At 68.3% G+C, this 21,636-nt stretch carries 25 protein-coding genes; 14 read left to right on the top strand and 11 right to left on the bottom strand.

Annotated elements, in window-relative coordinates:
* The first annotated feature begins 5 nt into the window (after positions 1-5).
* A complete protein-coding gene (locus DM818_RS05710) occupies positions 6-389 on the top strand; it encodes a GNAT family N-acetyltransferase (protein WP_075937687.1) in 384 nt (127 codons plus the stop codon).
* Here DM818_RS05710 and DM818_RS05705 read toward each other — a convergent pair.
* A complete protein-coding gene (locus DM818_RS05705) occupies positions 366-1,733 on the bottom strand; it encodes a phosphoglucomutase/phosphomannomutase family protein (RefSeq protein ID WP_153952423.1) in 1,368 nt (455 codons plus the stop codon). The genes DM818_RS05710 and DM818_RS05705 overlap by 24 nt on opposite strands.
* 67 nt (positions 1,734-1,800) lie before the next feature.
* On the opposite strand from DM818_RS05705, the gene DM818_RS05700 reads away from it, so the two are divergent.
* Positions 1,801-2,445 (top strand): CRISPR-associated protein Cas4, encoded by a 645-nt coding sequence (locus DM818_RS05700; RefSeq protein WP_153952422.1) that lies wholly within the window; start codon positions 1,801-1,803, stop codon positions 2,443-2,445.
* On the opposite strand, the gene DM818_RS05695 is transcribed toward DM818_RS05700, so the two are convergent.
* From DM818_RS05695 to DM818_RS05685, 3 genes are read right to left on the bottom strand one after another with little or no spacing between them, the layout of a single operon-like run.
* Complete coding sequence (locus DM818_RS05695) at positions 2,437-3,018, bottom strand: L-threonylcarbamoyladenylate synthase (protein WP_153952421.1); 582 nt, start codon at positions 3,016-3,018, stop codon at positions 2,437-2,439. The two genes, DM818_RS05700 and DM818_RS05695, sit on opposite strands and share 9 nt — an antisense overlap.
* A complete protein-coding gene (locus tag DM818_RS05690; RefSeq protein ID WP_153952420.1) occupies positions 3,019-3,537 on the bottom strand; it encodes a redoxin domain-containing protein in 519 nt (172 codons plus the stop codon).
* Entirely contained in the window at positions 3,538-3,825 is a 288-nt protein-coding gene (locus DM818_RS05685) for a glutaredoxin family protein (RefSeq protein WP_075937692.1), read from the bottom strand.
* A 96-nt stretch (positions 3,826-3,921) separates the two neighbouring features.
* Between DM818_RS05685 and DM818_RS05680 the strand changes: the two genes are divergently transcribed.
* On the top strand, positions 3,922-5,292 hold the full coding sequence (locus DM818_RS05680; RefSeq protein WP_153952419.1) for a hemolysin family protein: 1,371 nt from the start codon (positions 3,922-3,924) through the stop codon (positions 5,290-5,292).
* Position 5,293: 1 nt separating this feature from the next.
* Here the strand turns inward: DM818_RS05680 and nucS are convergent, their stop codons facing one another.
* A complete protein-coding gene (gene nucS, locus DM818_RS05675) occupies positions 5,294-5,992 on the bottom strand; it encodes an endonuclease NucS (RefSeq protein WP_123123633.1) in 699 nt (232 codons plus the stop codon).
* A 23-nt stretch (positions 5,993-6,015) separates the two neighbouring features.
* Complete coding sequence (locus DM818_RS05670; RefSeq protein ID WP_153952418.1) at positions 6,016-6,579, bottom strand: DUF6735 family protein; 564 nt, start codon at positions 6,577-6,579, stop codon at positions 6,016-6,018.
* A 73-nt stretch (positions 6,580-6,652) separates the two neighbouring features.
* Between DM818_RS05670 and DM818_RS05665 the strand changes: the two genes are divergently transcribed.
* Positions 6,653-7,234 (top strand): TetR/AcrR family transcriptional regulator, encoded by a 582-nt coding sequence (locus DM818_RS05665; protein ID WP_075937696.1) that lies wholly within the window; start codon positions 6,653-6,655, stop codon positions 7,232-7,234.
* On the opposite strand, the gene DM818_RS05660 is transcribed toward DM818_RS05665, so the two are convergent.
* Both DM818_RS05660 and DM818_RS05655 read right to left on the bottom strand, forming a co-directional pair.
* Entirely contained in the window at positions 7,225-7,629 is a 405-nt protein-coding gene (locus DM818_RS05660) for a DoxX family protein (protein ID WP_075937697.1), read from the bottom strand. The two genes, DM818_RS05665 and DM818_RS05660, sit on opposite strands and share 10 nt — an antisense overlap.
* Before the next feature lie 102 nt (positions 7,630-7,731).
* Positions 7,732-8,322: a 50S ribosomal protein L15e gene (locus tag DM818_RS05655; RefSeq protein ID WP_075937698.1), complete on the bottom strand. Its 591-nt coding sequence runs from the start codon at positions 8,320-8,322 to the stop codon at positions 7,732-7,734.
* A gap of 180 nt (positions 8,323-8,502) precedes the next feature.
* Between DM818_RS05655 and DM818_RS05650 the strand changes: the two genes are divergently transcribed.
* Positions 8,503-9,513, top strand: a complete 1,011-nt coding sequence (locus DM818_RS05650; RefSeq protein ID WP_172977291.1) for a matrixin family metalloprotease — start codon at positions 8,503-8,505, stop codon at positions 9,511-9,513.
* Here DM818_RS05650 and DM818_RS05645 read toward each other — a convergent pair.
* On the bottom strand, positions 9,510-9,677 hold the full coding sequence (locus DM818_RS05645) for a hypothetical protein (protein ID WP_153952416.1): 168 nt from the start codon (positions 9,675-9,677) through the stop codon (positions 9,510-9,512). The two genes, DM818_RS05650 and DM818_RS05645, sit on opposite strands and share 4 nt — an antisense overlap.
* 49 nt (positions 9,678-9,726) lie before the next feature.
* Complete coding sequence (locus tag DM818_RS05640; protein ID WP_075937700.1) at positions 9,727-10,809, bottom strand: aminopeptidase; 1,083 nt, start codon at positions 10,807-10,809, stop codon at positions 9,727-9,729.
* A gap of 92 nt (positions 10,810-10,901) precedes the next feature.
* Here DM818_RS05640 and DM818_RS05635 point away from each other — a divergent pair, with 92 nt between their 5' ends.
* Together DM818_RS05635 and DM818_RS05630 are read left to right on the top strand one after the other, a co-directional pair.
* Positions 10,902-11,810, top strand: a complete 909-nt coding sequence (locus tag DM818_RS05635; RefSeq protein WP_075937701.1) for a hypothetical protein — start codon at positions 10,902-10,904, stop codon at positions 11,808-11,810.
* Between the two features lie 70 nt (positions 11,811-11,880).
* The gene (locus DM818_RS05630) at positions 11,881-13,077 is read left to right on the top strand and encodes an inorganic phosphate transporter (protein WP_123123637.1); all 1,197 of its coding nucleotides are present in this window, start codon (positions 11,881-11,883) and stop codon (positions 13,075-13,077) included.
* Here the strand turns inward: DM818_RS05630 and mutS are convergent.
* The gene (gene mutS / locus DM818_RS05625; protein ID WP_172977290.1) at positions 13,069-15,630 is read right to left on the bottom strand and encodes a DNA mismatch repair protein MutS; all 2,562 of its coding nucleotides are present in this window, start codon (positions 15,628-15,630) and stop codon (positions 13,069-13,071) included. The genes DM818_RS05630 and mutS overlap by 9 nt on opposite strands.
* 80 nt (positions 15,631-15,710) lie before the next feature.
* Here mutS and DM818_RS05620 point away from each other — a divergent pair, with 80 nt between their 5' ends.
* The 7 genes from DM818_RS05620 to thiD all read left to right on the top strand — a co-directional run bounded on the left by DM818_RS05620 (position 15,711) and on the right by thiD (position 21,614).
* Complete coding sequence (locus tag DM818_RS05620) at positions 15,711-16,064, top strand: thioredoxin family protein (RefSeq protein ID WP_075937704.1); 354 nt, start codon at positions 15,711-15,713, stop codon at positions 16,062-16,064.
* A 300-nt stretch (positions 16,065-16,364) separates the two neighbouring features.
* A complete protein-coding gene (locus DM818_RS05615) occupies positions 16,365-16,616 on the top strand; it encodes a hypothetical protein (RefSeq protein WP_153952415.1) in 252 nt (83 codons plus the stop codon).
* 72 nt (positions 16,617-16,688) lie between these two features.
* Complete coding sequence (locus DM818_RS05610) at positions 16,689-17,324, top strand: DsbA family oxidoreductase (protein ID WP_075937705.1); 636 nt, start codon at positions 16,689-16,691, stop codon at positions 17,322-17,324.
* Between the two features lie 53 nt (positions 17,325-17,377).
* Entirely contained in the window at positions 17,378-18,097 is a 720-nt protein-coding gene (locus DM818_RS05605; protein ID WP_075937706.1) for a helix-turn-helix domain-containing protein, read from the top strand.
* A gap of 77 nt (positions 18,098-18,174) precedes the next feature.
* Positions 18,175-18,936 carry an ABC transporter ATP-binding protein gene (locus DM818_RS05600; protein ID WP_075937707.1) on the top strand — a complete coding sequence of 254 codons (762 nt, stop codon included), beginning with the start codon at positions 18,175-18,177 and terminating at the stop codon, positions 18,934-18,936.
* Entirely contained in the window at positions 18,937-20,364 is a 1,428-nt protein-coding gene (locus DM818_RS05595) for a hypothetical protein (RefSeq protein ID WP_075937708.1), read from the top strand.
* Between the two features lie 44 nt (positions 20,365-20,408).
* Positions 20,409-21,614: a bifunctional hydroxymethylpyrimidine kinase/phosphomethylpyrimidine kinase gene (gene thiD, locus DM818_RS05590; protein WP_153952414.1), complete on the top strand. Its 1,206-nt coding sequence runs from the start codon at positions 20,409-20,411 to the stop codon at positions 21,612-21,614.
* Positions 21,615-21,636 lie beyond the last annotated feature (22 nt).

Genomic DNA, 21,636 nt, shown 5'->3' with positions numbered 1-21,636 from the left:
TGTGTATGGAAGTCCGTGGAGCGACGAGCGAGGAGTACCAGACCGTCCGCTCCATCTTCGACGTGGCGATGTTGCGGGTACCCGACCTCCCGACGATGGAGGTGCTCGTCGCGGCGGAGTCAGACCGCATTCTCGGCGGTGCGGCAGTCGAGGTCGACGGCGGCCGGGGCGACCGGGGCGAACTCCACGCGATTGCCGTCCGGCCCCGTCGCCGGGGGCAGGGCATCGGCACCGCCATCGTCGAGGAAGCGACCGAGCGGTGGGACCCCGTCGTCGCCAGCTTCGACGAGCGCGTCCGCCCCTTCTACGAGACCCTGGAGTTCGACATCTCCCCCGCCGGCGACGGCCGGCTCCGTGGCGTCCGCTCAGACGAGCGGCTCCACGAGTGATTCGCCGGCCGCGAGAATCGCCTTCACACGGCGCGACGACGACGACTCCGCGTAGACGCGTAGCTTCGGTTCCGTCCCGCTCGGCCGGACGAGCAGCCACGAGCCGTCCGACAACAGGAGCTTGAACCCGTCGACGGTGACGACGCGCTCGACCGCCGCGCCGACGACTTCGTCGGGAATCTCGTCTTCTAACGCCGCGAGCACGGCGTCTTTCCGGTCGTCGGGGCAGTCCACGCTCACGCGGTCCTGCACCACCTCGCCGTGGGTCGCGAGCAGCCGGTCGACCCGGTCGTCGAAGCCTTCCTCGCGCTCGGCGGCCGCCGTCAAGAGTGCGAACAGCACGCCGTCCTTGTTGGGGAGGTGGCCCCGGAGTCCGAACCCGCCCGACTCCTCGCCGCCGACGCGGGCGTCGTGCTCCGTCATCGCCTGTGCGACCCACTTGAATCCGACCGCCGTCTCGTGGGCGGAGCGGCCGTGGGCCTGCGCTACGCGGTCCAGCAAGAAGGTCGTGCTCACGGTCCGGACCACGTCGCCCGACTCCGAGTCGAGGAGGTCGTCGGCGATCGCCGCGAAGTAGCGGTTCGGGTCGAGATAGCCCCGCTCGGGCGTGACGACGCCGAGCCGGTCGGCGTCCCCGTCGTTCGCCACCCCGATGTCGGCCTCGCCCGTCTCGACCGCGCGTATCAGCTCTCCCAGCCGTGGGCCGGTCGGTTCGGGCGGCGTGCCGCCGAACTCCTCGTCGCGCTCGCAGTGGAGTCGAACCACGTCCGCGCCGGCCGCCTCCAGCAGCCGGTCGGTGACGCCGCGCCCGGAGCCGTACATCGCGTCGTACGCCACCGTCAGCCCCGAGAGGTCGGCGTCGACGAGTTCGAGCGCGTGGTCGAGATACGGCTCCAGCAGGTCGCGTTCCGTCACCGCGCCGGAGTCGCCGTCCGTCCCGTCGCCCGCGACTGGTTCACGCAGGTTCGCGGCGACGGTCTCGGTCTGTTCCGGTAACGCCGGTGGGCCGGTCTCGCCGATGAGCTTCACGCCGTTGTACTCGGGCGGGTTGTGGCTGGCCGTCACCATCAGCGCGCCGGCGAACTCTCCCTCGCGCGCGGTCCACGCCACGACCGGCGTCGGGGTGTCGCGCTCGGGGAGCACGCAGTCGATACCGTTCGCCGTCAACACGTCGGCGAGCGACTCGGCGAAGCCCCGCGAGGTGGGGCGGGCGTCGTAGCCGACGACGAGCGGGCCGCCGTCGATGGTGTCGGCGACCGCCTGTCCGACGATGCGCACCCGCTCGTCGGTGAACACGTCGAGCGTGGCGCGCCAGCCGTCGGTTCCGAACGCGATTTCGTCCATACGGCGACTCCACTCCCCGACTCCAAAAAGACTCACAGATTATGATGGAAGCCGCCACACCGACTCCGTGTCCACGTTCGCCGACCTCGCCGCCGCCGCGTACTGCCCGCGCAAGCTCTACTACCGCCGCCGCGACGACGAGTTCGAGATTCCCGAGACCGTGCGGGCGAAGCGCCGACTCGCCTTCCGGTACCCCGACCTCGCGGCCCCGGACAGCGACCTCGCGAGCGAGCCGATTGCCGTCACGCCGACCCAGTACCGGGCGAATCTCGGCTGTCTGCGCGAACACGACGCGTGGGAGCTACTCGCCCAACCGGACCGGACGGAGGTCCTGCTGGAGGGAAAAGACGCCCGCGGCATCGCCCACAAGGTCGACGACGAGACGCCGACGGTTTCGCTCGTCTCGGCCGGCGAACCCCCCGAGGAGGGTGTCTGGGCACCACAGAGCGTGCGCGCGGTCGCGGCGGCGAAGGCGCTCGCGTGGGAGTTGGGCGAGTCGGTCGAGCGCGCCTACGTCGAGTATCCGACATACGGGCGCGTTCGAACGGTCGAACTCACGACGCGGAAGAAGGCGCGCTACCGGGAGGCGCTGGCGCGGGCGAGAAGCATCGACGGGCCGCCATCGCGCATCGAGAACGACGCGAAGTGCGACGCCTGCGAGTACCGGTCGCGGTGCGGGACGAAGACGCGGTCGCTCCGGTCGCTACTGTGAGGCGAGCCACGCCTCGATGTCGTCCACGAGCGGCCCGGCCCGGTGGACCGTTTCGCGGCCCACGTCGACGACGGTCGACGGCTCCCCGCCGGAGGTCTCGCCGCCGTCGAGGACGACTGCCGCCGCCTCGCGAATCTCGGCATCGAGGTCGGCGACGGTGCGGGCGCTCTCGCGGCCGGAGACGTTCGCGCTCGTGGCCGTGACGGGTGCGACGCGGCCGAGCAGGTCGCGCGCGAGCGGGTGTTCGGGGACGCGAACGCCGACGCGGTCGCCTCCACCGGTGAGCGTGGCCGGCAGGTCGCCCCTGTCCACGACGAGCGTCACGGGACCGGGGAGGAACTCGTCTGCGAACCGTCGTTCGTGGTCGGTCAACGGGAGCAGGTCGGCGAGCGCCGCTACCGACGGGACGGCGACGGAGACGGGTTTGTCGGGGGCACGTTGCTTCGCCGCGAACACGCGCTCGACGGCCGCGGCGTCGGTGGCGTCGGCCGCGAGTCCGTACACGGTCTCGGTGGGGTAGACGACGAGATCGCCGGCACGGACGGCGTCGGCCGCGCGGTCGATGTCGCTCACCTACAGGTCGTCGAGTTCGGCCTCGATGGCGTCGTACGGCGGGAAGTCGGGCCACTCCTCGGCGACCCACGCCCACTCGACCGTCAGGTCGGAATCGAGCAGATACACCGCCGGCCGCGGCTCCTCGATGCCCGCCATGCCGTCGAGGTCGTTCACGATGTTGTACTCTTCCGCCACGCCGTTTGCCGGGTCCGAGAAGAACTGGAACTGCTCGAACTCCTTCCAGTCGCGCATGAACGTCTTGTGCTCGTACGGCGTCGAGATGGAGAGCCCGACGAGTTCGGCGTCGTAGTCGCTCCACTCGCGGTCGCGAATCTCCTGCCAGATGTACGTCGCCGGGAAGTCGCCGTCCATCGGGTGAAAGACGAGCAGGACGGGGTCGTCCTCGGCGAGGTCAGACAGCGCGGCGTCCTCCCAGTACTCGTGGTTGACGAGCGGGCGGGTGAAGTCGGGGGCGGTGTCGCCCGCGGCGACGTGGTCCGTCTCCTCGAGCTCGATAACGTCGAACTCCAACTCCATCTACGCGTCCCCCCCGTCGGCGCGTACCTGTTCGCTCTCGGTGTGGCCGTACGTCTGCTCGACGTACTCGACGATGTTGGCCGACTCGGACATCGTGACGCCGGTGTTCTCGTCCACGATGGCCGGGACGGTTCGCGACCCCGAAACCCGCTGGACGACGTTGCGCCGGGAGTGGCGCGCCTCGACGAACCGGGAGTCGTACTCGACGCCGTGGTCCTGTAGCGCGCGGACGACCCGCTCGCAGAACGGGCAGCCCTGCAGCCGGTACAGTGTTATCGGTGCTGACATACCCGAGGGTACGACTGACGGCTCTGTAAGCATACCGCCCGGGGAAACGGGAGACAAGGCTTAATCCCCTCCCCGGGTAACTTCGTGTCGTCTCAAATGGGCATACCACCGGAACTCGGCGTTCTCCTGCAGTCGGGCCAAATCGACCTGTACGTCACGACGGTCTCGAAAGAGGCGTTCTTCGCGTTCGGCATCGCCGTCATCTGTGTACTCATCGTCTTCTCGGCGTTCTTCTCCTCCTCGGAGATTGCGCTGTTTTCCCTCGCGAGCCACCGCATCGAAACGCTGGCCGAGGAGGGGACGCCCGGCGCTGACACGCTCAAGGAGCTCCGCGACGACCCCCACCGGCTCCTGATTACGATTCTCGTCGGCAACAACATCGTCAACATCGCGATGTCCTCTATCGCGACCGGTGTGTTCGCGCTGTATCTCTCACAGGGGCAGGCGGTCGCCGTCGCCACCTTCGGTATCACGGCGGTCGTCCTGCTGTTCGGTGAGTCGGCACCCAAGAGCTACGCCGTCGAGAACACGGAGTCGTGGTCGCTGCGGGTCGCCCGCCCGCTCAAAGTCGCCGAGTACGTCCTCTACCCGCTCATCATCATCTTCGACCACTTGACCCGACTCGTCAACAAGGTCACCGGCGGGCGGTCGGCCATCGAAACCTCCTACGTCACCCGCGAGGAGATTCGCGACATCATCGAGACGGGCGAACGCGAGGGCGTCATCGAGGAGGACGAACGCGAGATGTTCCAGCGGGTCTTCCGGTTCAACAACACCATCGCCAAGGAGGTGATGACGCCGCGACTCGACATGACGGCCGTCCCCGTCGACGCCGCCGCCGAGGAGGCCATCGAGACGTGTATCCAGTCGGGCCACGCTCGGCTCCCCGTCTACGAGGGCAGTCTCGACAACGTCGTCGGCGTCGTCCACATCCGCGACCTCGTTCGCGACCTCGACTACGGCGAGAACGAGGACCTCGACTTGGAGCAGGTCATCGAGCCGACGCTCCACGTGCCCGAGTCGAAGAACGTCGACGAGCTGCTGAAGGAGATGCGGCAAAACCGGATGCCGCTCGTCGTCGTCATCGACGAGTTCGGCACGACCGAGGGGCTGCTCACGATGGAGGACCTGACCGAGGAAATCGTCGGCGAGATTCTGGAAGGCGAGGAGGACGAACCCATCGAGTTCGTCGACGACGACACCGCCATCGTGCGCGGCGAGGTGAACATCGAGGACGTGAACGACCGCCTCGAAATCGAACTCCCCGAGGGACAGGAGTTCGAGACCATCGCCGGCTTCATCTTCAACCGCGCGGGTCGACTCGTCGAGGAGGGGGAGACCATCGAGTTCGACAACGTCGAGATCCGCGTCGAGTCCGTCGAGAACACCCGCATCATGAAGGCCCGTGTCACCCGCCTCGCCGACGCCGAGGCGGACGAACTGGCGGCCGACCCCGAAAACGAGTAGCCTACTCGGGCGGCTCCAGCGCGACGAACTCTAATCCCTGTTCTGCGAGCAGTTCACTCGCCCGCTCTGTCACCGACGGCGCGACCAGGATTCCCCGCACCGTCGTCCCGTCGTGACTCTCCCGTCTGAGTGCCGTCACGTACCGGTCTAACTGCCCGACGGCGTCGGGACCGACCCGCCGCCGCTTCAGCTCCACGACGACCGCGTTTCCGTCCGCGTCGACGCCGTAGATGTCGACCGCGCCGGCGGCGGTCTCCCGTTCCGTCGCGCGGGGCTCGAAGCCAGCCTCCACGAGGGACGGCGACTCCAGCACGTGCTCGCGCAGGTCCGCCTCCGTCCCCGACACCGACAGCTCGGAGTCGTCGGTGACGGCGTATCGGTTCACCGCGGCGACCGACGCGAAGTACACGTCCAGCGTCTCCTCGGGGGTGGTGCGCACGCTGTGGACGTGCAGTTCCCCGTCCGTGAGTCGGGCCTCGTGGTCACAGCCCGGCGGCTGCCAGTTCACCGGCTGGTGCCCCTCGTCTGTGTGGACGAGCGCGGTGCCGTCGGGTTTCAACACGAGCAGCCGGTCGCCCGGCCCGAGCTCCGAACTCGCTCTGCCGTCGTAGTCGACGCGACACCGCCCGAACACCGTCACCAGCTCGCCGGCGTCGAGGCCGGCCTCCACCGCCTCGCGCGCCGCGCTCGCGTCGTCCATACCGACGGCTGGGTCGGCGCTCGCTAAACCGCTCCGACTCGGGGATAACAGTCCCGCTCCCCGGCGAAGGAGCGCACCCGACCGAGCATATACTCGCGGGCGCGCTCCTCCCCGAACACGCCACACCCGACCATGTCGGCCGTCGCGGCCTTCGTCCCCTCGAACCAGCCGTGGGCGTACTCGCGCTCGTGGGCCGCGACCGGCAGGAGAATCCCGTCGCCGACGGGGTCGCGCTCCTCTCCGCCGCGCGCGCCGAGTCCGAGATGGCAGACGAGAAGCCGCTCGACGCTCCACGCGCGGTCGATGCGATAACAGTAGGTGTACGTCTGGTAGTCGAGCGTCGCGACGACCTCGGACCACGTCAGGCCGGTCGCCTCCGGGAGCGGAGAGACGGCAGTCCGGTCGCCGCCGTCGGTGAGGTCAACGTCGAGCGGGTCGAGCCGCGCCTGCAGGCGGTCGAGGTCGCGGTCGGCCGGTCCACCGAACGGCGTCGACGGGGTGAGCCGGTCGGGGTCGGGGCGGTCGTGGGCGTAGTGGACGTCGTAGCCGTCGGCGCGTTCGTACGCGACGAGCGTTCGGTCGGCCATACGGTCGGTGGCCGCGGCTTCCTACTTGAGGGTGGACCGAAGCGGCTTTGGCTCCGGTCGTTCGCTCCTGTGTATGAGCGAGCGCAGCGAGACCGAACAGGAGGCGATGGCCGCCACGTACGCCGCGCTCGTCGACCACGGCTACGCTGGCCTCACCATCCAGACCATCGCCGACGAGTTCCCGAAGAGCAAGTCGCTGCTCTACTACCACTACGACGACAAAGACGCCATCCTCCGAGAGTTCCTCTCGTATCTGGTCGAGGAGTTCCGCGCCGACTTCGATATCGAGGATGGCGACGACCCCCGCGAGACGCTCGACAGCCTGCTCGACGGGATCCTCCCGCGCGACATCGACCCGGACCGGCGGGCCTTCCGCGTCGCCTTGCTCGAACTCCTCGCGCGCGCCGCCCACGATGACGCCTACGCCGACTCGCTGTCTGACCTCCACGCCGCCATCCACGACCGCATCGCCGCGGTCATCGACGCCGGCGTCGAGTCGGGCGCGTTCCACGCCGTCGACCCCGACGACACCGCGACGGCGCTCGTCGCGCTCGCCTCCGGCGGGATGCTGTGGGGCGTGACGACCGACCCGTCGGTCGCCACCCGCACCCGCGCCGTCCTCGACGCGTATCTCGACGCCGAACTCTACCGGTAGGCCTCACGCAGGAACGCGATTGCCGCGCCCAACATCGCCAGATTTCCGAAGAAGGCCAGTCGGTCGCCGCTCGCGTCCTCCTTGTTCCAGAAGTCGTGCATCGTCGGGGTCACGACGGCGAGGAACGTCACGACCGCCCCCGTCGCCACCTTCGGCAGCTTCCACGCCGCGATTCCAAGCCCGCCGAGGAGGGCGGTCCCCGAGCCGAGCGGCGCGGCGAGTTCGGGAAACGGCACGTCCGCGGAGTCGGCGTACTCGACGTTGTCCTCCATGTCGCGGAAGTCCTCCGACGCCTGCAACGCGATACCCAAGCCGAACAGGATGCGCCCGAGTCGCGACACCGTCTGTCGTTTCTTCCCCGTGTCGATGCGGTCGATTGTCGAATCGTCGCTCATGCGAGTGTGTGGGCGTGGCTGGCGGAAAAGTGTATCCGCGATTTCTCCTCCATCCGTCCGGCGCTGTCGCTCACGGCGCGGAAAAAACGAGAGAACGTCGGTCTACTTGCCCTGTCGCTGGTTCGAGGAGACGGACGGGCGGGTCTGCTCGGTCCCCTTCCCGCGCGTGCGGAGCCCGCGTCCCTGCGAACCGGCGCTGGTCTTGCCACGGAAGACGCGACCCTGCTGGCTGTCGTCACAGATCCAGTTCAGGTCGTCGTCGTTCTGGATGGCGCCGTGCTCGGGGTCGAGCAGGATGACTTCGAACCACTTGCGCGAGCCGTCCTCGCCGACCCAGTAGCTGTTGAGGACGCGCAGATTGCGGAACTTCCGCGAGACGCGCTCCTCGCCGATGCGCTGGATGGACTTGCGGCGCGTAATCTTGTTGACACCCTGTCGCTTCGACCGGCGACCGGCCTTGAAGCGCTGTTTGCGCGCGCTGCCCTTCCGGACGGCGACGCGGGCGACGACGACGCCCTGCTTGGCCTTGTAGCCGAGCGAGCGTGCGCGGTCGAGTCGGGTGGGGCGCTCGACGCGCTCGATTGCGCCCTGCTTGCGCCACTCCTGCTGGCGCTGCCACTGCAGCTCTGCGAGTTTCCCCTCCTTCGGGGTCTGCCATGCCTCCGCGATGTGTGAGTAGAAGCTTCGTGCCATAGTTTTCCGCGGGCGTTCGTGGTTCAACACGTCCGTCGTGTCACATTCCGGCCTGCCGTAGCAGGTGCCCATCGGAAGCCCGCCGAACCGATGTGCTTGTCTCGCCTTCTCCGCTCGCGGGCAAAAGGGCGTCGAAACCGTAGCCACAAGCGGTATGGCCCGAGCCTACGAACGAACTGTATGCGACGTGGTCTCGCGCTCGCCTCGCTCGCGCTCGTCGTCCTGCTGGCCGGCTGTGGCGGCTCACTCCCCGAGCCGGTCGACGGCGGCACGGCGACTCCGGCCTGGACCGGCGACCCGGACAACCCCTACCGCGAGCAGACGCTGACCGTCGCGCTCGCCGACGAGGTCGGCACCGACCGCGACTACGCCCCGCTCGTGCAGGAGGCGCTCGACTACTGGGAACAGCGCAGCGCGGAGTACGCCGGCTACCCGATCGAGTACGAACTCCGGACGAACGCGACCGACCCCGACGTGCGCGTGCGCTTCGTTGAGACCATCGACAGCTGTGGCCACGACGGCACCCAACTCACTGCCGGCTGTGCGCCGTACGTCACCGACGGCCCGGTGGACCGCCCGGCGAACGTCCGCATCGAGACGGGCTACGACAACGCCTCGACCGTACTCCTGCTCCAGCACGAACTCGGCCACACCCTCGGCTTGAGCCACGACGACGAGCCGCGTGACGTGATGAGCGCACAGGCGAAGCTGTACACGCTCCCGCAGCCCGACGCGACCGAGCGCGCGCTCCCGTGGGCCTCGCCGGACCTCACCTACGCCGTCGACTACGACGGGGTCGCCCCGAGCGAGCGCGACGCCACCCGCAGACAGGTGGAGGCCGCGCTCGGCTACATCGCCGCCGGCGCGGACGGCACCGTCCCGGAGAACGTCACCTTCACGCGCGTCGCCGACCCCGAACGGGCGAACGTCACGGTTCGCTTCGCCGACAGCGACCCCTGTAGCGAGGGCGGCGGCTCCTGTGGCTCGCTGCGCGGACTTGACCCCGACGGCGACGACGCCTTGGAGACGTACTCGCAGCTATCGATTACCGTCGTCGGGCTCGACACCGAGGCGCGCGGCTGGCACGTCGGCTACTGGACGGCCCGCGGCTTCGGGCTACGCGGCGAGGAACTCCCCGCCCCGCTGCGGTCGTCAGACCCGGACGTTCGCCGCAGCGAGTGGTGGCGCTAGGCGCGTTCCTCGCGCCGTCGACGCGTCTCCTCGCGCGCGAGTTCCTTCTCGAGCGCGTCGAGATGTTCGATACTCTCCTCGACGTAGCGGCGCGTCTCGCGGCCGTCGTCGGCGTTCAGCGCCTCGTGGAGGGCGGCGCGTGCGGCGGTCAGTTTCACGCTCATACGAGTCGCTATGAGCGTTGAGCTTATAATACTGAATACTAATTCAGCGTCACTCCCACCGGAACCGACCGTCCTCCTGGACGGTCTCGCCGTCGACCGAGAGCCGCGACTCGCCGCGCATGTCGGTGATGAGGTCGACGTGGACTGCGGAGTCGTTGCCGGACTCGCCGTCGGGGTGGTTCGAGTCGTACGCGCGCCCGAGCGCGAGGTGGACGGTGCCGCCCATCTTCTCGTCGAAGAGGATGTTGTCGGTGATGCGGTCGATGCCGCGGTTCATCCCGATGCCCAGCTCGCCGAGCCGCCGCGACCCCTCGTCGGTCTCGACGATGTCCCAGAGCACGTCCTCACCCTGTGCGGCCTCGATGTCGGTCACCTCGCCGTCGGCGAACTCGAACCGGGCGTCGCGAATCGGCTTGCCGCGCACGGTCATCGGGATGTCGAACGTGACGTGGCCCTCGGTCGCGTACGGGGCCGTGAACACCTCGCCGGAGGGGAGATTGTGGGAGTCGTACGCGACGCTGGCACAGGAGTTGACGGCCGTGCGCCCGTCGATTCGCATGGTGAGGTCGGTCCCCTCGTTCTCGATGTGGACCTCCGTGCCGGCGTCGAGTACGTCCTTCATCCGTGCCATCTCGTCGGCGAGCGACTGCCAGTCGCGGAGCACGGCGTCGTAGACGAACTCCCGGTAGTCGGCGATGGACATCCCCGCCTGCTGGGCGAGCGACCGCGTCGGGTGGACGGTCGACACCCAGTCGATGTCGGAGCGCGCCTCCCGAATCCCCTCGCGGGCCTCGGCGTAGGCGCGTTGCGTCTCCGGGTTCACGTCGGCCATCTCCGCCGTGTTGGTGTCGCCGCCGAGTCTGAGCACGGTGTCGGCGTTCGCATACAGCGCCAGCTCGTGGGCGGGGTCGGCGTCGAACTCGCCGTCGTGGGCGTCGAGATACGCCCGCGACAGCTCGCTGGAGCCGTAGGTCGTGTGGACGTTCGCGCCCCGCTCGCCGAGCGCCTCGGCGACGGCGACGCCGAGGTCGTGGGCACCAGCCGCGACGCTGAGGACGACGTTGTCGCCCGACTCGATGCGTGCACTCCAGTCGACCAGCGTCTCGGCGTGGTCGTGAACTCGTGGGTCCATACCGGGCGCACGCGGGGACGGAGGGTGAGTGTTGTGCCATCCGTCCACGTGTGAAAAGTAACGCCTATACGCGACCGTTCAGTAGCACACCTATGCAACGGCGAGTCGCGGCGATATATCTCGTCTTCTTCGTGCTGCTGGGAGCGAGTGCGTTCTCGGTGCACACGCTGGCCGACCAGCCGAAGATTACGGCACCCGGTCAGGAACAGGCCGAGATTGACACGACCCTTCCGAACGGCGAACTGTACGAGAACGGCTCGACCTTCACCCGCGGCGGCACCGAGTACACCGTCCTGCTGTCGATGGAGGAAGCCAGCGGCGGCGGTCACGGAGGCGGTGGGGGGATGGCTCCGGTGGGGAGTCTGAGCTACACCGCGACCGGCGTCGAACAGACCGCCGAGTGGGAGAACGGCTCCACCGTCACCTACGACGGGACCGACTACACCGTCACGCTGGACGCCGACGCCAGCCCGCCGACCGCGACCCTGACCCAGTCGTTCGACGTGCCCGCACTGCTGGAGGGTGACGACGCCGTCTACAACCAGACCGTCACGCAGGACGGCGTCGAGTACGTCACCTACCGCTCGAACAACACCAACGTCCCGCTCTCGGAGTATCTCCCCGAGCCGGCCACGGAGACGTTCGAGCAGGGCGACACCGTCGAGTACGAGAACACCACCACCACGATGAGTGAGGTCACGAGCGACGTGGCCACCCTCTCGTGGACCATCTCCGAATCGACCGAGCGCGAACTCGCCGAAGGTGGCAACGTCACGCTCGCCGACGACACCCGCTACTTCGCCCACTTCAAGGGCCACAGCGAGGAGGACCTGCGGGTAATTTTGGCACCGTCCGACTCCGACTGGAGCGCGTACCAGACCGGTCTCGGCCGGCAGGACTACTACCACGAGCGACAAAACGGGCTGTGGGGCGTCATCTACATCACGGCCATCGCGTCGCTGCTCATCGTCGGACTGGCGTACATGCCGGTCCGCGGCTGATTCTGCACCCGTTTTCCGTCAGCGGTCCGTCTGACAGGAGTATAAACCGCATGCGCCACTCTCCCCTATAATGGTCGCTATCGTCACGCTGGCCGTCGCCGCGCTCGCCTCACTGTTCATGGCGTGGGCTATCGGGGCCGGCTCGTCCGGTTCGACGCCGTTTGCTCCAGCCGTCGGCGCAAACGCCATCAGCGTGATGCGCGCCGGCTTCGTCGTCGGGCTTCTCGGGCTGGCGGGCGCATTCCTCCAGGGGGCAAACGTCACTGAAGCCGTCGGCTCCGAACTCGTCGTCGGCGGGAGCCTCTCTCCGACGGCCGCAATCGTCGCGCTCGCGACGGCCGCCGCGCTGGTCGCCGTCGGCGTCTTCGCCGGCTACCCGATTGCGACGGCCTTCACCGTCACCGGTGCCGTCGTCGGCTCCGGGCTCGCGCTCGGACTCGGCCCCGCGTGGCCGAAGTACGTCGAGATCGCGTCGCTGTGGCTGCTCACGCCGTTCATCGGCGGCGGTATCGCCTTCGCGACGGCCAAGCTCCTCCGGAACGAGCGCGTCCCCGAGTCGGTCGCCGTCCCCGCACTCGCCTTCCTCGTCGGCATCCTGCTCGCCAACATCGAGTTCGTCATCCTCGGGCCCGGAAGCACCGGGCGCAGTATCGCGAGTGCCGTCACCCGCGCGGTCGTCGGTGAGGCCGCGACCGGCACGCCCGTCCTCGCCGGAACCGCCGTCGCGACGCTCGCGTTCGCCGGCTTCTTCGCCGGCCTGCTCCGCCTCGATTTGAACCGGGATGAGGCGGCCGGCCAGCGGCACTTCCTGCTCGCGCTCGGCGGGCTGGTCGCCTTCTCCGCCGGCGGCTCGCAGGTCGGACTCGCGCTCGGGCCGCTCATCCCGCTGCTCGAACAGGGGAACGTCGACATCGCGCTGCCCGTGTTACTGTTCGCGGGTGGCATCGGGCTGCTCGCCGGCTCGTGGACCGGCGCGCCACGCATGATCAAGGCGCTCTCACAGGACTACTCCAGTCTCGGACCGCGCCGCTCGATTGCCGCGCTCATCCCCTCCTTCGCCATCGCGCAGTCGGCCGTCTTCTTCGGCGTCCCCGTCTCGTTCAACGAGATTATCGTCTCGGCGATTATCGGCTCCGGCTACGCCGCCGGCGGGGCCGGCGTCTCCCGACAGAAGATGCTGTACACGGTGCTCGCGTGGCTCGGCTCGCTCGCGCTCGCGCTCGGCGTCAGCTTCGGCGGCTTCCTGCTGGTGGACGCGCTACTCTAGGTGCGATTTGAGTTCCGAGAGGAGTTCGAGCGCCTCCAGCGGCGTCGTCTGTGCGAGGTCGACCGCGTGGAGCCGACCGACAGCATCCGCCGGAAGCGCCGTCTCTTCGCCGGTCTCCTGTCCCTCGCGGGCCTCCCGTTCGAGTAGCTCGTGTGCCCGCGAGACGACGGGGTCGGGCACGCCGGCGCTGCGTGCCACTTCGATACCGTACGAGCCGCTCGCCGCCCCCGGCTTCAGCTCGTGGGAGAAGGAGACCTCGCCGCCGCTCCCGTCGGCGGCGAAGTGGTAGTTCTTCGCCTGGGGGAGTCGCTCGGCCGTCTCCGTCAGGGCGTGGTGGTGGGTCGCGAACAGCGTGGTGGCCCCGACCACGTCGTGGAGCTGCTCGACCACGGCCTGTGCGAGCGCCAGCCCGTCGGCCGTCGAGGTCCCACGACCCACCTCGTCGAGGAGGACGAGCGACTGCTCGGTCGCGGCGTCGAGAATCGTCGCGAGTTCGGTCATCTCGACCATGAACGTGGAGCGGCCGCCGGCGATGTCGTCGCTCGCGCCGACCCGGGTGAACAGCCGGTCCACGACCGGAAGCTGGGCCGACGCCGCCGGCACGAATCCGCCCGCCTGCGCCAACACGACCGCGAGCGCCACCTGTCGCATGTACGTCGACTTGCCGGCCATGTTCGGCCCGGTGATGACGACGATGTCGCCCCGCGAGAGGCTCGTCGGATTCGGGACGAACGACTGCTGGGTTCGCTCCACGACCGGGTGGCGGCCCGCCCCGATTTCCAGCTCGTCACCGCCCAACTCCGGCCGGCAGTAGTCGCGCTCTGCGGCGACCGTCGCGAACGACTGGAGCGCATCAACGGCGGCGAGTGCATCGGCGACCGACTGGATGCGCTCGGTTTCGGCCGCAATCGAGTCTCGCAGGTCGGTAAAGAGGTCGTACTCCAGTTCGTCCGCCCGCTGTTCTGCGGTGACGATTTCCGACTCCCGTTCTTTCAGTTCCGGCGTGACGAACCGCTCTGCGTTCTTCAGCGTCTGACGGCGCTGGTAGTCGTCGGGCACCGCGTCCAGGTTCGGATTCGTCACCTCGATGTAGTAGCCGTGGACCTGATTGTAGCCGACCTTCAGCGAGTCGATACCCGTGCGTTCGCGCTCGTCGGCCTCCAGTTCGTCGATCCACGCCTTCCCCTCGCGTTCGGTCGCGCGCAGCGAATCGAGGTCGGAGTCGTACCCCTCGGCGATGAGCCCGCCTTCGGTGAGTTCGATTGGCGGCTCGTCCACGAGCGCGGCGTCGATCTCCTCGCGCACGTCGCCACAGGGGTCGAGCCGGTCGCGCAGGGCGGTTAGTCTGGCACTCTCGCTTTCGGCCAGCGCCTCGCGAATCGCCGGCACCACGTCGAGCGTCGACTTGAGCGACCGGAGGTCGCGGGCGTTCGCCCGCCCGCGCGAGACGCGCGAGACCAGCCGCTCGATGTCGTACACGTCCCGGAGTTCGTCGTGGAGTCGCTCGCGGGTGCGCACGTCACCTCGGAGTTCCCCCACGGCGTCGTGGCGGGCGGCAATCTCGTCGGTGTCGAGCAGCGGTCGCCGGAGCCGGTCGGTGAGTTCACGCGCCCCCAGCGCGCTCGCCGTCTCGTCGACGGTATCGAACAGCGTCGCGTCTGTCTGGCCGCCGACGCCGCGGCGCTCGAACAGTTCGAGCGACCGGAGCGCGACCGCATCGAGCAGCAGGTGTTCACGCGGGTCGTACCGGGTCAGCCGGTTCAGATACCCCAGCCGGTCGGCCTCGCCCGCGCGGGTGTGTTCCGCGTACGCGAGCAGCGCGCCACAGGCCCGAATCTCGGCGTCGGTCGCGAGCACGGTGTCGGGGTCACCGAAGTAGGCGGCCACCCGGTCGCGCGCCCCGTCAAGGTCGAAGGCGTCGGGCCGGAACGGCGACACCATCGTCTCCCCGTCGAAGGCGTCGGCGTCGAGCCCCGGCGCGATGACCGCCTCCTCCGGGGCAAAGCGGTCGATTTCGTCACGCACCGACCGCGCGTCGCCGCCGGTCGCGTAGAAATCTCCCGTCGACACGTCGAGCACGGCCAGCCCGCGCTCGTCCGTGGTCGTCTCGCCCGTTCCGTCGGCGAGCCCGGCGACGAAGGTGTTCGACTCGTCGAGGAAGGCGTCCTCCGTGAGCGTCCCCGGCGTGACGATGCGCGTCACGGCCCGGTCGACGATGCCGGTCGTCTCCGACGGCTCCTGCACCTGGTCGGCGACCGCGACCCGGTAGCCCGCATCGAGCAAGGTCTCGATGTAGCTTTCGGCGTTGTCGATGGGGATGCCGGCCATCGGATACCGGCCGGTCGAGTCCTCGCGCTTCGTCAGCGTAATCTCCAGCAGGCGCGCCGTCAACTCGGCGGCCTCACAGAACGTCTCGTAGAAATCGCCCACCTGAAATAAGACGAGCGAGTCGGGGTACTGCTCGCACAGGTCCAGATACTGCGACAACATCGGCGTTAGCTCCTCGCGCCGGTCGGCCATCTTCGCCGGCGCGCCGAGCGCGTCCGTCTCCATACCCCCGCAAGCGCGTCGGCGGGCAAATGCCGTTCGGCTCCCGGCGAGCGATACTTGAGCCGCCGCGGCCTACGAAGCGTATGAACGACGCCGCCAAGCCGGAACGACTCGCCGACGAGCAGGCGCTTGACGCCTTCCTCGCATCCCACGACCTCGCGCTCGTCGAAGCCTACACCAAGGGGTGTGCGCTGTGTCAGGCGATGGAGCCTGTCCTCGGTAACGTCGCCCGCGCCAGCGATATCGCCGTTGGCATGGTGAATCCGGGCGACGATATCGGGCTGGTCGACCGCTTCGATATCCGGTCGGTGCCGACCCTCCTCCTGTTCCGTGACGGCGAACTCGTGGCGCGCGAGGCTGAGGGGTTCCAAGGCGCGAGTGACGTGCTCGACTTTCTGGCCGAACACACCGAGACCGACATCGGTATCGAGGCCTGAGATAGCCCTGCCGCCTTCCAGACACGAGAACCGTTCGTAACTACACTGTTACGCTGTCTCGCGAACACGACAGGCGAAAGCTGTATGTGGGTTAGACTCACTTATAAGAATGTGAAAAATAGGCGAACCGTACTCACAGGTGCGTGTGCGGCTGCTGCTGGTTCGCTCGCTGGCTGTCTCTCGTCTCAACGACGTGAATATTGGGTCGTATTCGCTGGTTTTTCCATTGTCAATAACACCAAGTCTTCCCATCGTTGTCAGCTTGGTGTCACTGACACTGGAACACCGATACCATACTCAATGAGTGTTGACGTGCCCTCTCAGTCACGTAAATCAGTTGAAGGAGCAGCGGCAGAAACTCCCAACGATTACCACCTCGGTGCAAAGGTGGGTGAAAACAGTGCTACGACGAGTACACGAGATTTTGTTTCCACTGACGACGACGTTGCAGTCGCAGTCGTCACGATTGAAGAATCACGAATTTCCATCGCTGGCAGAGGGTACGAGGAGGTCCCAGACGACTTCTTCGAGTCAGCGACCGCGACACAGTAACTGGGTTTCAGCGACAGCCCAGTCGACTTCCGATGGCGACGTGATTTTCCCGCTTGACACCCTCCCTCGCGTATGAGCGACACAGCAAGCCGCGAGCAGATTACCGTCTTCTCCGATTACGTCTGTCCCTTCTGTTATCTGGGTCGCCACTCGCTCGACCAGTATCAGGAGACGCGCGAGGAGCCGCTGGAAATCGACTGGCACCCGTTCGACTTGCGCTCACAGAAGCGCAACCCCGACGGGAGCATCGACCACTCCGTCGACGACGGCAAAGACGAGGAGTACTTCGAGCAGGCGAAAGAGAACGTCCGCCGCCTGCAGGAGGAGTACGACGTGGAGATGGACCTCGAACTGTCGCGTGACGTGGACTCGCTGCCCGCACAGATGGCCGCCGTCCGCGTCCACGACGAGTACGACTACGAGACGTGGCTCACCTTCGACTGGGGTATCTTCGAGGCGCTGTGGACCGAGGGCCGCGACATCGGCGACGCGGACGTGCTCGTCGACGTTGCCGAGGAAGCGGGCGTCGACCCCGACCTCGTGCGCGAGGCCGTCGACGACGACGACCTCCGCGAGCGCGTTCGCGGGATGTTCGAGGAAGCCAGCCAGCAGGGCGTCACCGGCGTCCCGACGTTCGCGTACGACGGCTACGGCGCACGCGGTGCCGTGCCTCCCGAGCAGTTGGAGCGACTCGTCGAAGGTACCTGAGCGAAAGTTGGCAGATGCCAACGGTCTTATCAGTCGAACCCGTCCCCTCGCGTATGCGCGAGTTCGAGTTCGTCGTCCACTACGAGCCGGGAGCCGATTCGCTGATGGACGTGTTCCACGACCATCCGGGACTGACCGCCCGCACCTCAGAGTGTACGACGACCACCGACGCGATGTGGCGGGTCGACCACCTCAGAGGACCGGCGACGGCCATCAGCGCGGCCGAGGAAATCTTCATCGACCACGACCGCTGTAACGAGTGTCTCGACGACCACGCCTGTGACACGTATCGGGAGTACCACGTCCTCGACCGCGAGGCGACGAGTCTGACCGTCTACACCTACCGCCGCGAGATTCAGGACTGTCACTCCGTCCCGTACATCGTCACCGACCACGTCGGCGAGGGAGCCATCTTCGAGGCCAGCCGCTCCGGGGGAGAGTACCGCTGGAAGGTGCTCTACCCCGAGGACCAGCCCGTCGGCGAACTGTACGACGCCATCGAGGCCGAACTCCGCGACGGGCTCTCGCTCGAAGTCTCACACCTCACCGAGGCCGGCCGCTGGGACCCGATTTCGCGGGCCGAAGCCGACCTCTCGCCCGATGCGCGCGGCGTGCTCGAGGCCGCGGCCGACGCCGGCTACTACGAGCGGCCCCGCGAGACGACCGTCGGCGAACTCAGCGACGAACTCGACGTGCCACGCTCCACCCTCCAGTATCGGCTCCGCAACGCCGAGGACACCGTTCTCTCGCAGTTCGTCGAGGCGAGCCGGTAGTCGCGTCTCGCGCCGGTCGTCTCTCCGGGTGAGAGCGCCCGACCGGTTTTAGATGCGTTCGGCCCGTACCTTCGGCAATGGCTGACCGGGCAATCGGGACTGCGGGACTGACGAAACAGTACGGCGAGGTGACGGCGCTCGATTCGCTCGACCTCGACGTGCCGGCGGGCGAGCTGTACGGCTTTCTCGGCCCCAACGGCGCGGGCAAATCCACGACGATCAACATCCTGACGGGCCAGCTCACGCCCGACTCGGGGACGGCCGAGGTCGCCGGGGTCGACCCCGTCGCCGAGCCGGTGCGCGCCCGCGAGCGCGTCGGCATCCTCCCCGAGAACGGGAAACCGCCCTCCTTTCTCACCGTGCGGGAGTACTTCGACTTCGTCGCCGAGGCCCGCGGGCTCGATTCCATCGACGACCGCGTCGACCGGTGGGCCGACCGCCTCGCCTTCGAGTCGAAGCTCGACACGCTGTGTACGGACCTCTCACAGGGGGAACGCCAGAAGACGCTCATCACGCAGGCGTTTCTCCACGAACCCGAGGTCGTCTTCATCGACGAGCCGCTGACGAACCTCGACCCCATCATCCAGGAGCGCGCAAAGCAGTTCTTCACGACGTACGCCGAGGCGGGCAACACCGTCTTCCTCTCGACGCATTTCATCGCCACCGCCCAGGAGATGTGCACGAGAGTCGGCATCGTCAACCGCGGGAAGCTGCTGGAGGAACTCGACCCGCGCGAACTCGGCGAGGAGACGCTGCTCGACCGATTCTTCGCGACGGTCGATACCGACGCCGCGGCCGTCGACCCCGCCGACCCGGCCGCGCCCGCGGGGGAGGAGTAGATGGTCTCGGTCCGGTATCTGTTCGACCAACTGCTGCGCGAGGAGTGGCGGATGCACGCTCGGCTGTTCGGAGGCTGGCGCTTTGCCGCCTTCCCCGTCTTCCTCGCCGCGCTCGCCGCCGGAACGGCCGCCTTCTTCGCGCTCGCCGGCTCCGAGACCGAGACCCTGCTCGCCGGCCTCCATGTCGTCGTCGCGCTCGTCGGGCTCCAGGTCGGCTCCATCGGACTCGTCGGACGCGACGCGCTCGGTGACCTGCTCGGCGACGTGACCCTGCTCGTCTTCTCGGCCCGGACGCTCCCGGTGAGCGAGCGTCGCCTGCTCGCCGTCTTCGTCGGCAAGGACGTACTCTACTACGCCGTCCTGTTCATCGCGCCGCTGGTCGTCGGTGTCGCGCCGCTGGTCGTCCTCGCCGACCTCTCTGTCACGGCGCTCCCGCGGCTGCTCGCGAGCGCGTGGCTCGCCTTCGCCTTCGGCGTCGGTACCTCGCTGCTGCTCGTCGGCCTCGCGACCCGGAGCCGGCTGCTCGCCGCACTCGTCGGCGCGGGCGCGCTCGCCGGCGGCCTGTTCCGCCCGGACCTCGTCGTCGCGTTCACACCCTTCGGACTCTACGCCGACCCGTCACTTACCCGGCTCGCCGTCTCGGTCGCCGTCCCGCTTCTCGCGGCGGTCGTCGGCTTCTCGCTGTTCGAGTTCGACCGAACCGGCACCACGCGGACGGCGGGCAATCAGTTCCGCCGGCTCACCGACCTGTTTGGGGAGCGCGACGAGCAGGGGTTGCTCGCGAAGTCGCTGCTCGACGTGGCCCGCTCGTCGGGGAGTCTCTGGAAGGTGTTGCTCTCACAGGGGCTCATCTTCGGGGTCGTCGCAATCTTACTCGGGTACATCCCCGACATCCTCGTCGGGGTCCGACCCTCGCCGGGGCTCACCCTCGGGGCCGTGCTCGCGCTTGGAGCCTTCACCACCTACAACTGGCTGTGTCAGTACGACGACGCGGCCTTCTTCGGGACCTACCCAATCGACCTCGCGGCGGTGTTCGAGGCGAAACTGTGGGCGTTCCTCCTGCTCGCGATACCGGCGGGCGGCTTCTATCTCGCGCTCGGCTCGGTCGTCTTCGGGCCGACCTCACTGCTCGTCGGCGCGGCGGTGTACGTCCCCGTCGCGATCTACGTCTTCGGCGTGACGGCCTACGTCGCCGGGCTTCGACCCACGGAACTGCTGTTCGACACGCCCGTGTTCATGGCCTTCTCCGGGGCCATCATGGCCGTTCTGCTCCCGCTGGTCGTGCTCGCCATCGCGTATCCGCTCGCGCCGACGCGCATCTCGCTCGCCGCGGTCGCCCTCTCGCTCGTCGCCGGGCTGCTCGGGGTCGTCGGCTACCGGCGGGCCGGGCCGAAGTGGACCCGGCGTGCGCGTGCCGGCGACCTGTGAGGGTGGCCGATACCACTAACACCGCGGTGCGTGATAGAGTACGTATGAGCGACGAGCCGCGCGCGACGGCACCCTCGGAGACGCCCGTCGCGCTCACGATTGCCGGCAGCGATTCGGGCGGCGGCGCGGGGATTCAGGCCGACACGAAAACCATCGAGGCGACCGGCGCGTTCGCCACCAGCGTCCTCACCGCCGTCACCGCACAGAACACGCAGGGCGTCGAGGGGTCACACCTCGTTCCGAACGACGACATCGCCGCCCAGTACGACGCCGTCACCGAGGATTTCGACGTGCGCGCCGCCAAGACAGGGATGCTCGCGACCGCCGAAACCGTCGAGCAGGTGGCCCGGTTCGTCCGCGAGGCGCCCTTCCCGGTCGTCGTCGACCCCGTCATGGTCGCCACCTCCGGCGACCGGCTGCTCTCGGCGGACGCCGAGGAGTCCTACGAGTCGCTCGTCGCCGCCGCCACGCTCGTCACGCCGAACACCGACGAGGCGGCCGTCCTCACCGGACTCGACCCCGACGGTCCCGACGAACAAGTCGAGGTTGGCGAACGCCTGCTCAACATGGGCGCTGGCGCGGCCCTGGTGAAGGGGGGCCACGGCACCGACGAGACCGTCCACGACGTGCTCGTCACGCCCGACGGCTCCGAAATCTTCTCGCACCCCCGCGTCGACACCGACGCCACCCACGGCTCCGGGTGCACCCTCTCGGCTGCCATCGCCGCCCGCCTCGCGCAGGGTGAGGGACTCGTCTCGGCGGTCGAGGCCTCGGTCACGTTCATGGAGCGGGCGATTCGCTACCACCACGACGTCGGCCACGGCCCGGGAACGGTGAACCACCTCGTCGCCCTCGACAACGAGGCGGCCCGCGAGCCGACCCGCGAACACGTCGCCGACCTCGAACACCGACTGGAGGACGTGGAGACGACGGGTATCGCCGCCGCGACGCCGTACGCCGAGAACAGCCGCGACATCGTGGAGGCGGGCGGGGAGTCGTTCGGCACGAGCGACGTGGCGGCCACCTTACTCGCCGTCAGAGAGCCGCTGCCGGCCGCGCGGTTCGCCGTGCGCGTCCCGACAGCGACCGCGACGAACCTCGGTGACGCTGCCGTCCCGACGACCGACCACCCCGAACAGGGGGACTTCGACCGCCCGGTCGTCGCCGTCCTCGACGGGGAGGACGCGCTGTTCGTCGGGATCGAACGCGACGGGCTGGTGAAGGCGATACGGGCCGCGACGGACGCCTGAGACCCCCGCGACCGAAGGAGTG

It is taken from the genome of Halosegnis longus (assembly GCF_009663395.1).
Taxonomy (GTDB): Archaea; Halobacteriota; Halobacteria; order Halobacteriales; family Haloarculaceae; genus Halosegnis; species Halosegnis longus.
The sequence above is the reverse complement of the archived record's forward strand: the minus strand, read 5'-3'. Positions and strand labels throughout refer to the sequence as shown.

Excerpts from the sequence above, each read along its gene's own strand:
- DM818_RS05640 (WP_075937700.1), bottom strand. The coding sequence starts at position 10,809 with ATGGACCCACGAGTTCACGACCACGCCGAGACGCTGGTCGACTGGAGT.
- DM818_RS05615 (WP_153952415.1), top strand. The coding sequence starts at position 16,365 with ATGAGTGTTGACGTGCCCTCTCAGTCACGTAAATCAGTTGAAGGAGCA.
- DM818_RS05605 (WP_075937706.1), top strand. The coding sequence starts at position 17,378 with ATGCGCGAGTTCGAGTTCGTCGTCCACTACGAGCCGGGAGCCGATTCG.
- DM818_RS05620 (WP_075937704.1), top strand. The coding sequence starts at position 15,711 with ATGAACGACGCCGCCAAGCCGGAACGACTCGCCGACGAGCAGGCGCTT.
- DM818_RS05650 (WP_172977291.1), top strand. The coding sequence starts at position 8,503 with ATGCGACGTGGTCTCGCGCTCGCCTCGCTCGCGCTCGTCGTCCTGCTG.
- DM818_RS05710 (WP_075937687.1), top strand. The coding sequence starts at position 6 with ATGGAAGTCCGTGGAGCGACGAGCGAGGAGTACCAGACCGTCCGCTCC.
- DM818_RS05660 (WP_075937697.1), bottom strand. The coding sequence starts at position 7,629 with ATGAGCGACGATTCGACAATCGACCGCATCGACACGGGGAAGAAACGA.
- thiD (WP_153952414.1), top strand. The coding sequence starts at position 20,409 with ATGAGCGACGAGCCGCGCGCGACGGCACCCTCGGAGACGCCCGTCGCG.
- DM818_RS05600 (WP_075937707.1), top strand. The coding sequence starts at position 18,175 with ATGGCTGACCGGGCAATCGGGACTGCGGGACTGACGAAACAGTACGGC.
- DM818_RS05690 (WP_153952420.1), bottom strand. The coding sequence starts at position 3,537 with ATGGAGTTGGAGTTCGACGTTATCGAGCTCGAGGAGACGGACCACGTC.
- DM818_RS05630 (WP_123123637.1), top strand. The coding sequence starts at position 11,881 with ATGGTCGCTATCGTCACGCTGGCCGTCGCCGCGCTCGCCTCACTGTTC.
- DM818_RS05680 (WP_153952419.1), top strand. The coding sequence starts at position 3,922 with ATGGGCATACCACCGGAACTCGGCGTTCTCCTGCAGTCGGGCCAAATC.
- DM818_RS05635 (WP_075937701.1), top strand. The coding sequence starts at position 10,902 with ATGCAACGGCGAGTCGCGGCGATATATCTCGTCTTCTTCGTGCTGCTG.
- DM818_RS05655 (WP_075937698.1), bottom strand. The coding sequence starts at position 8,322 with ATGGCACGAAGCTTCTACTCACACATCGCGGAGGCATGGCAGACCCCG.
- DM818_RS05705 (WP_153952423.1), bottom strand. The coding sequence starts at position 1,733 with ATGGACGAAATCGCGTTCGGAACCGACGGCTGGCGCGCCACGCTCGAC.
- mutS (WP_172977290.1), bottom strand. The coding sequence starts at position 15,630 with ATGGAGACGGACGCGCTCGGCGCGCCGGCGAAGATGGCCGACCGGCGC.
- DM818_RS05645 (WP_153952416.1), bottom strand. The coding sequence starts at position 9,677 with ATGAGCGTGAAACTGACCGCCGCACGCGCCGCCCTCCACGAGGCGCTG.
- nucS (WP_123123633.1), bottom strand. The coding sequence starts at position 5,992 with ATGGACGACGCGAGCGCGGCGCGCGAGGCGGTGGAGGCCGGCCTCGAC.
- DM818_RS05665 (WP_075937696.1), top strand. The coding sequence starts at position 6,653 with ATGAGCGAGCGCAGCGAGACCGAACAGGAGGCGATGGCCGCCACGTAC.
- DM818_RS05610 (WP_075937705.1), top strand. The coding sequence starts at position 16,689 with ATGAGCGACACAGCAAGCCGCGAGCAGATTACCGTCTTCTCCGATTAC.
- DM818_RS05670 (WP_153952418.1), bottom strand. The coding sequence starts at position 6,579 with ATGGCCGACCGAACGCTCGTCGCGTACGAACGCGCCGACGGCTACGAC.
- DM818_RS05685 (WP_075937692.1), bottom strand. The coding sequence starts at position 3,825 with ATGTCAGCACCGATAACACTGTACCGGCTGCAGGGCTGCCCGTTCTGC.
- DM818_RS05595 (WP_075937708.1), top strand. The coding sequence starts at position 18,937 with ATGGTCTCGGTCCGGTATCTGTTCGACCAACTGCTGCGCGAGGAGTGG.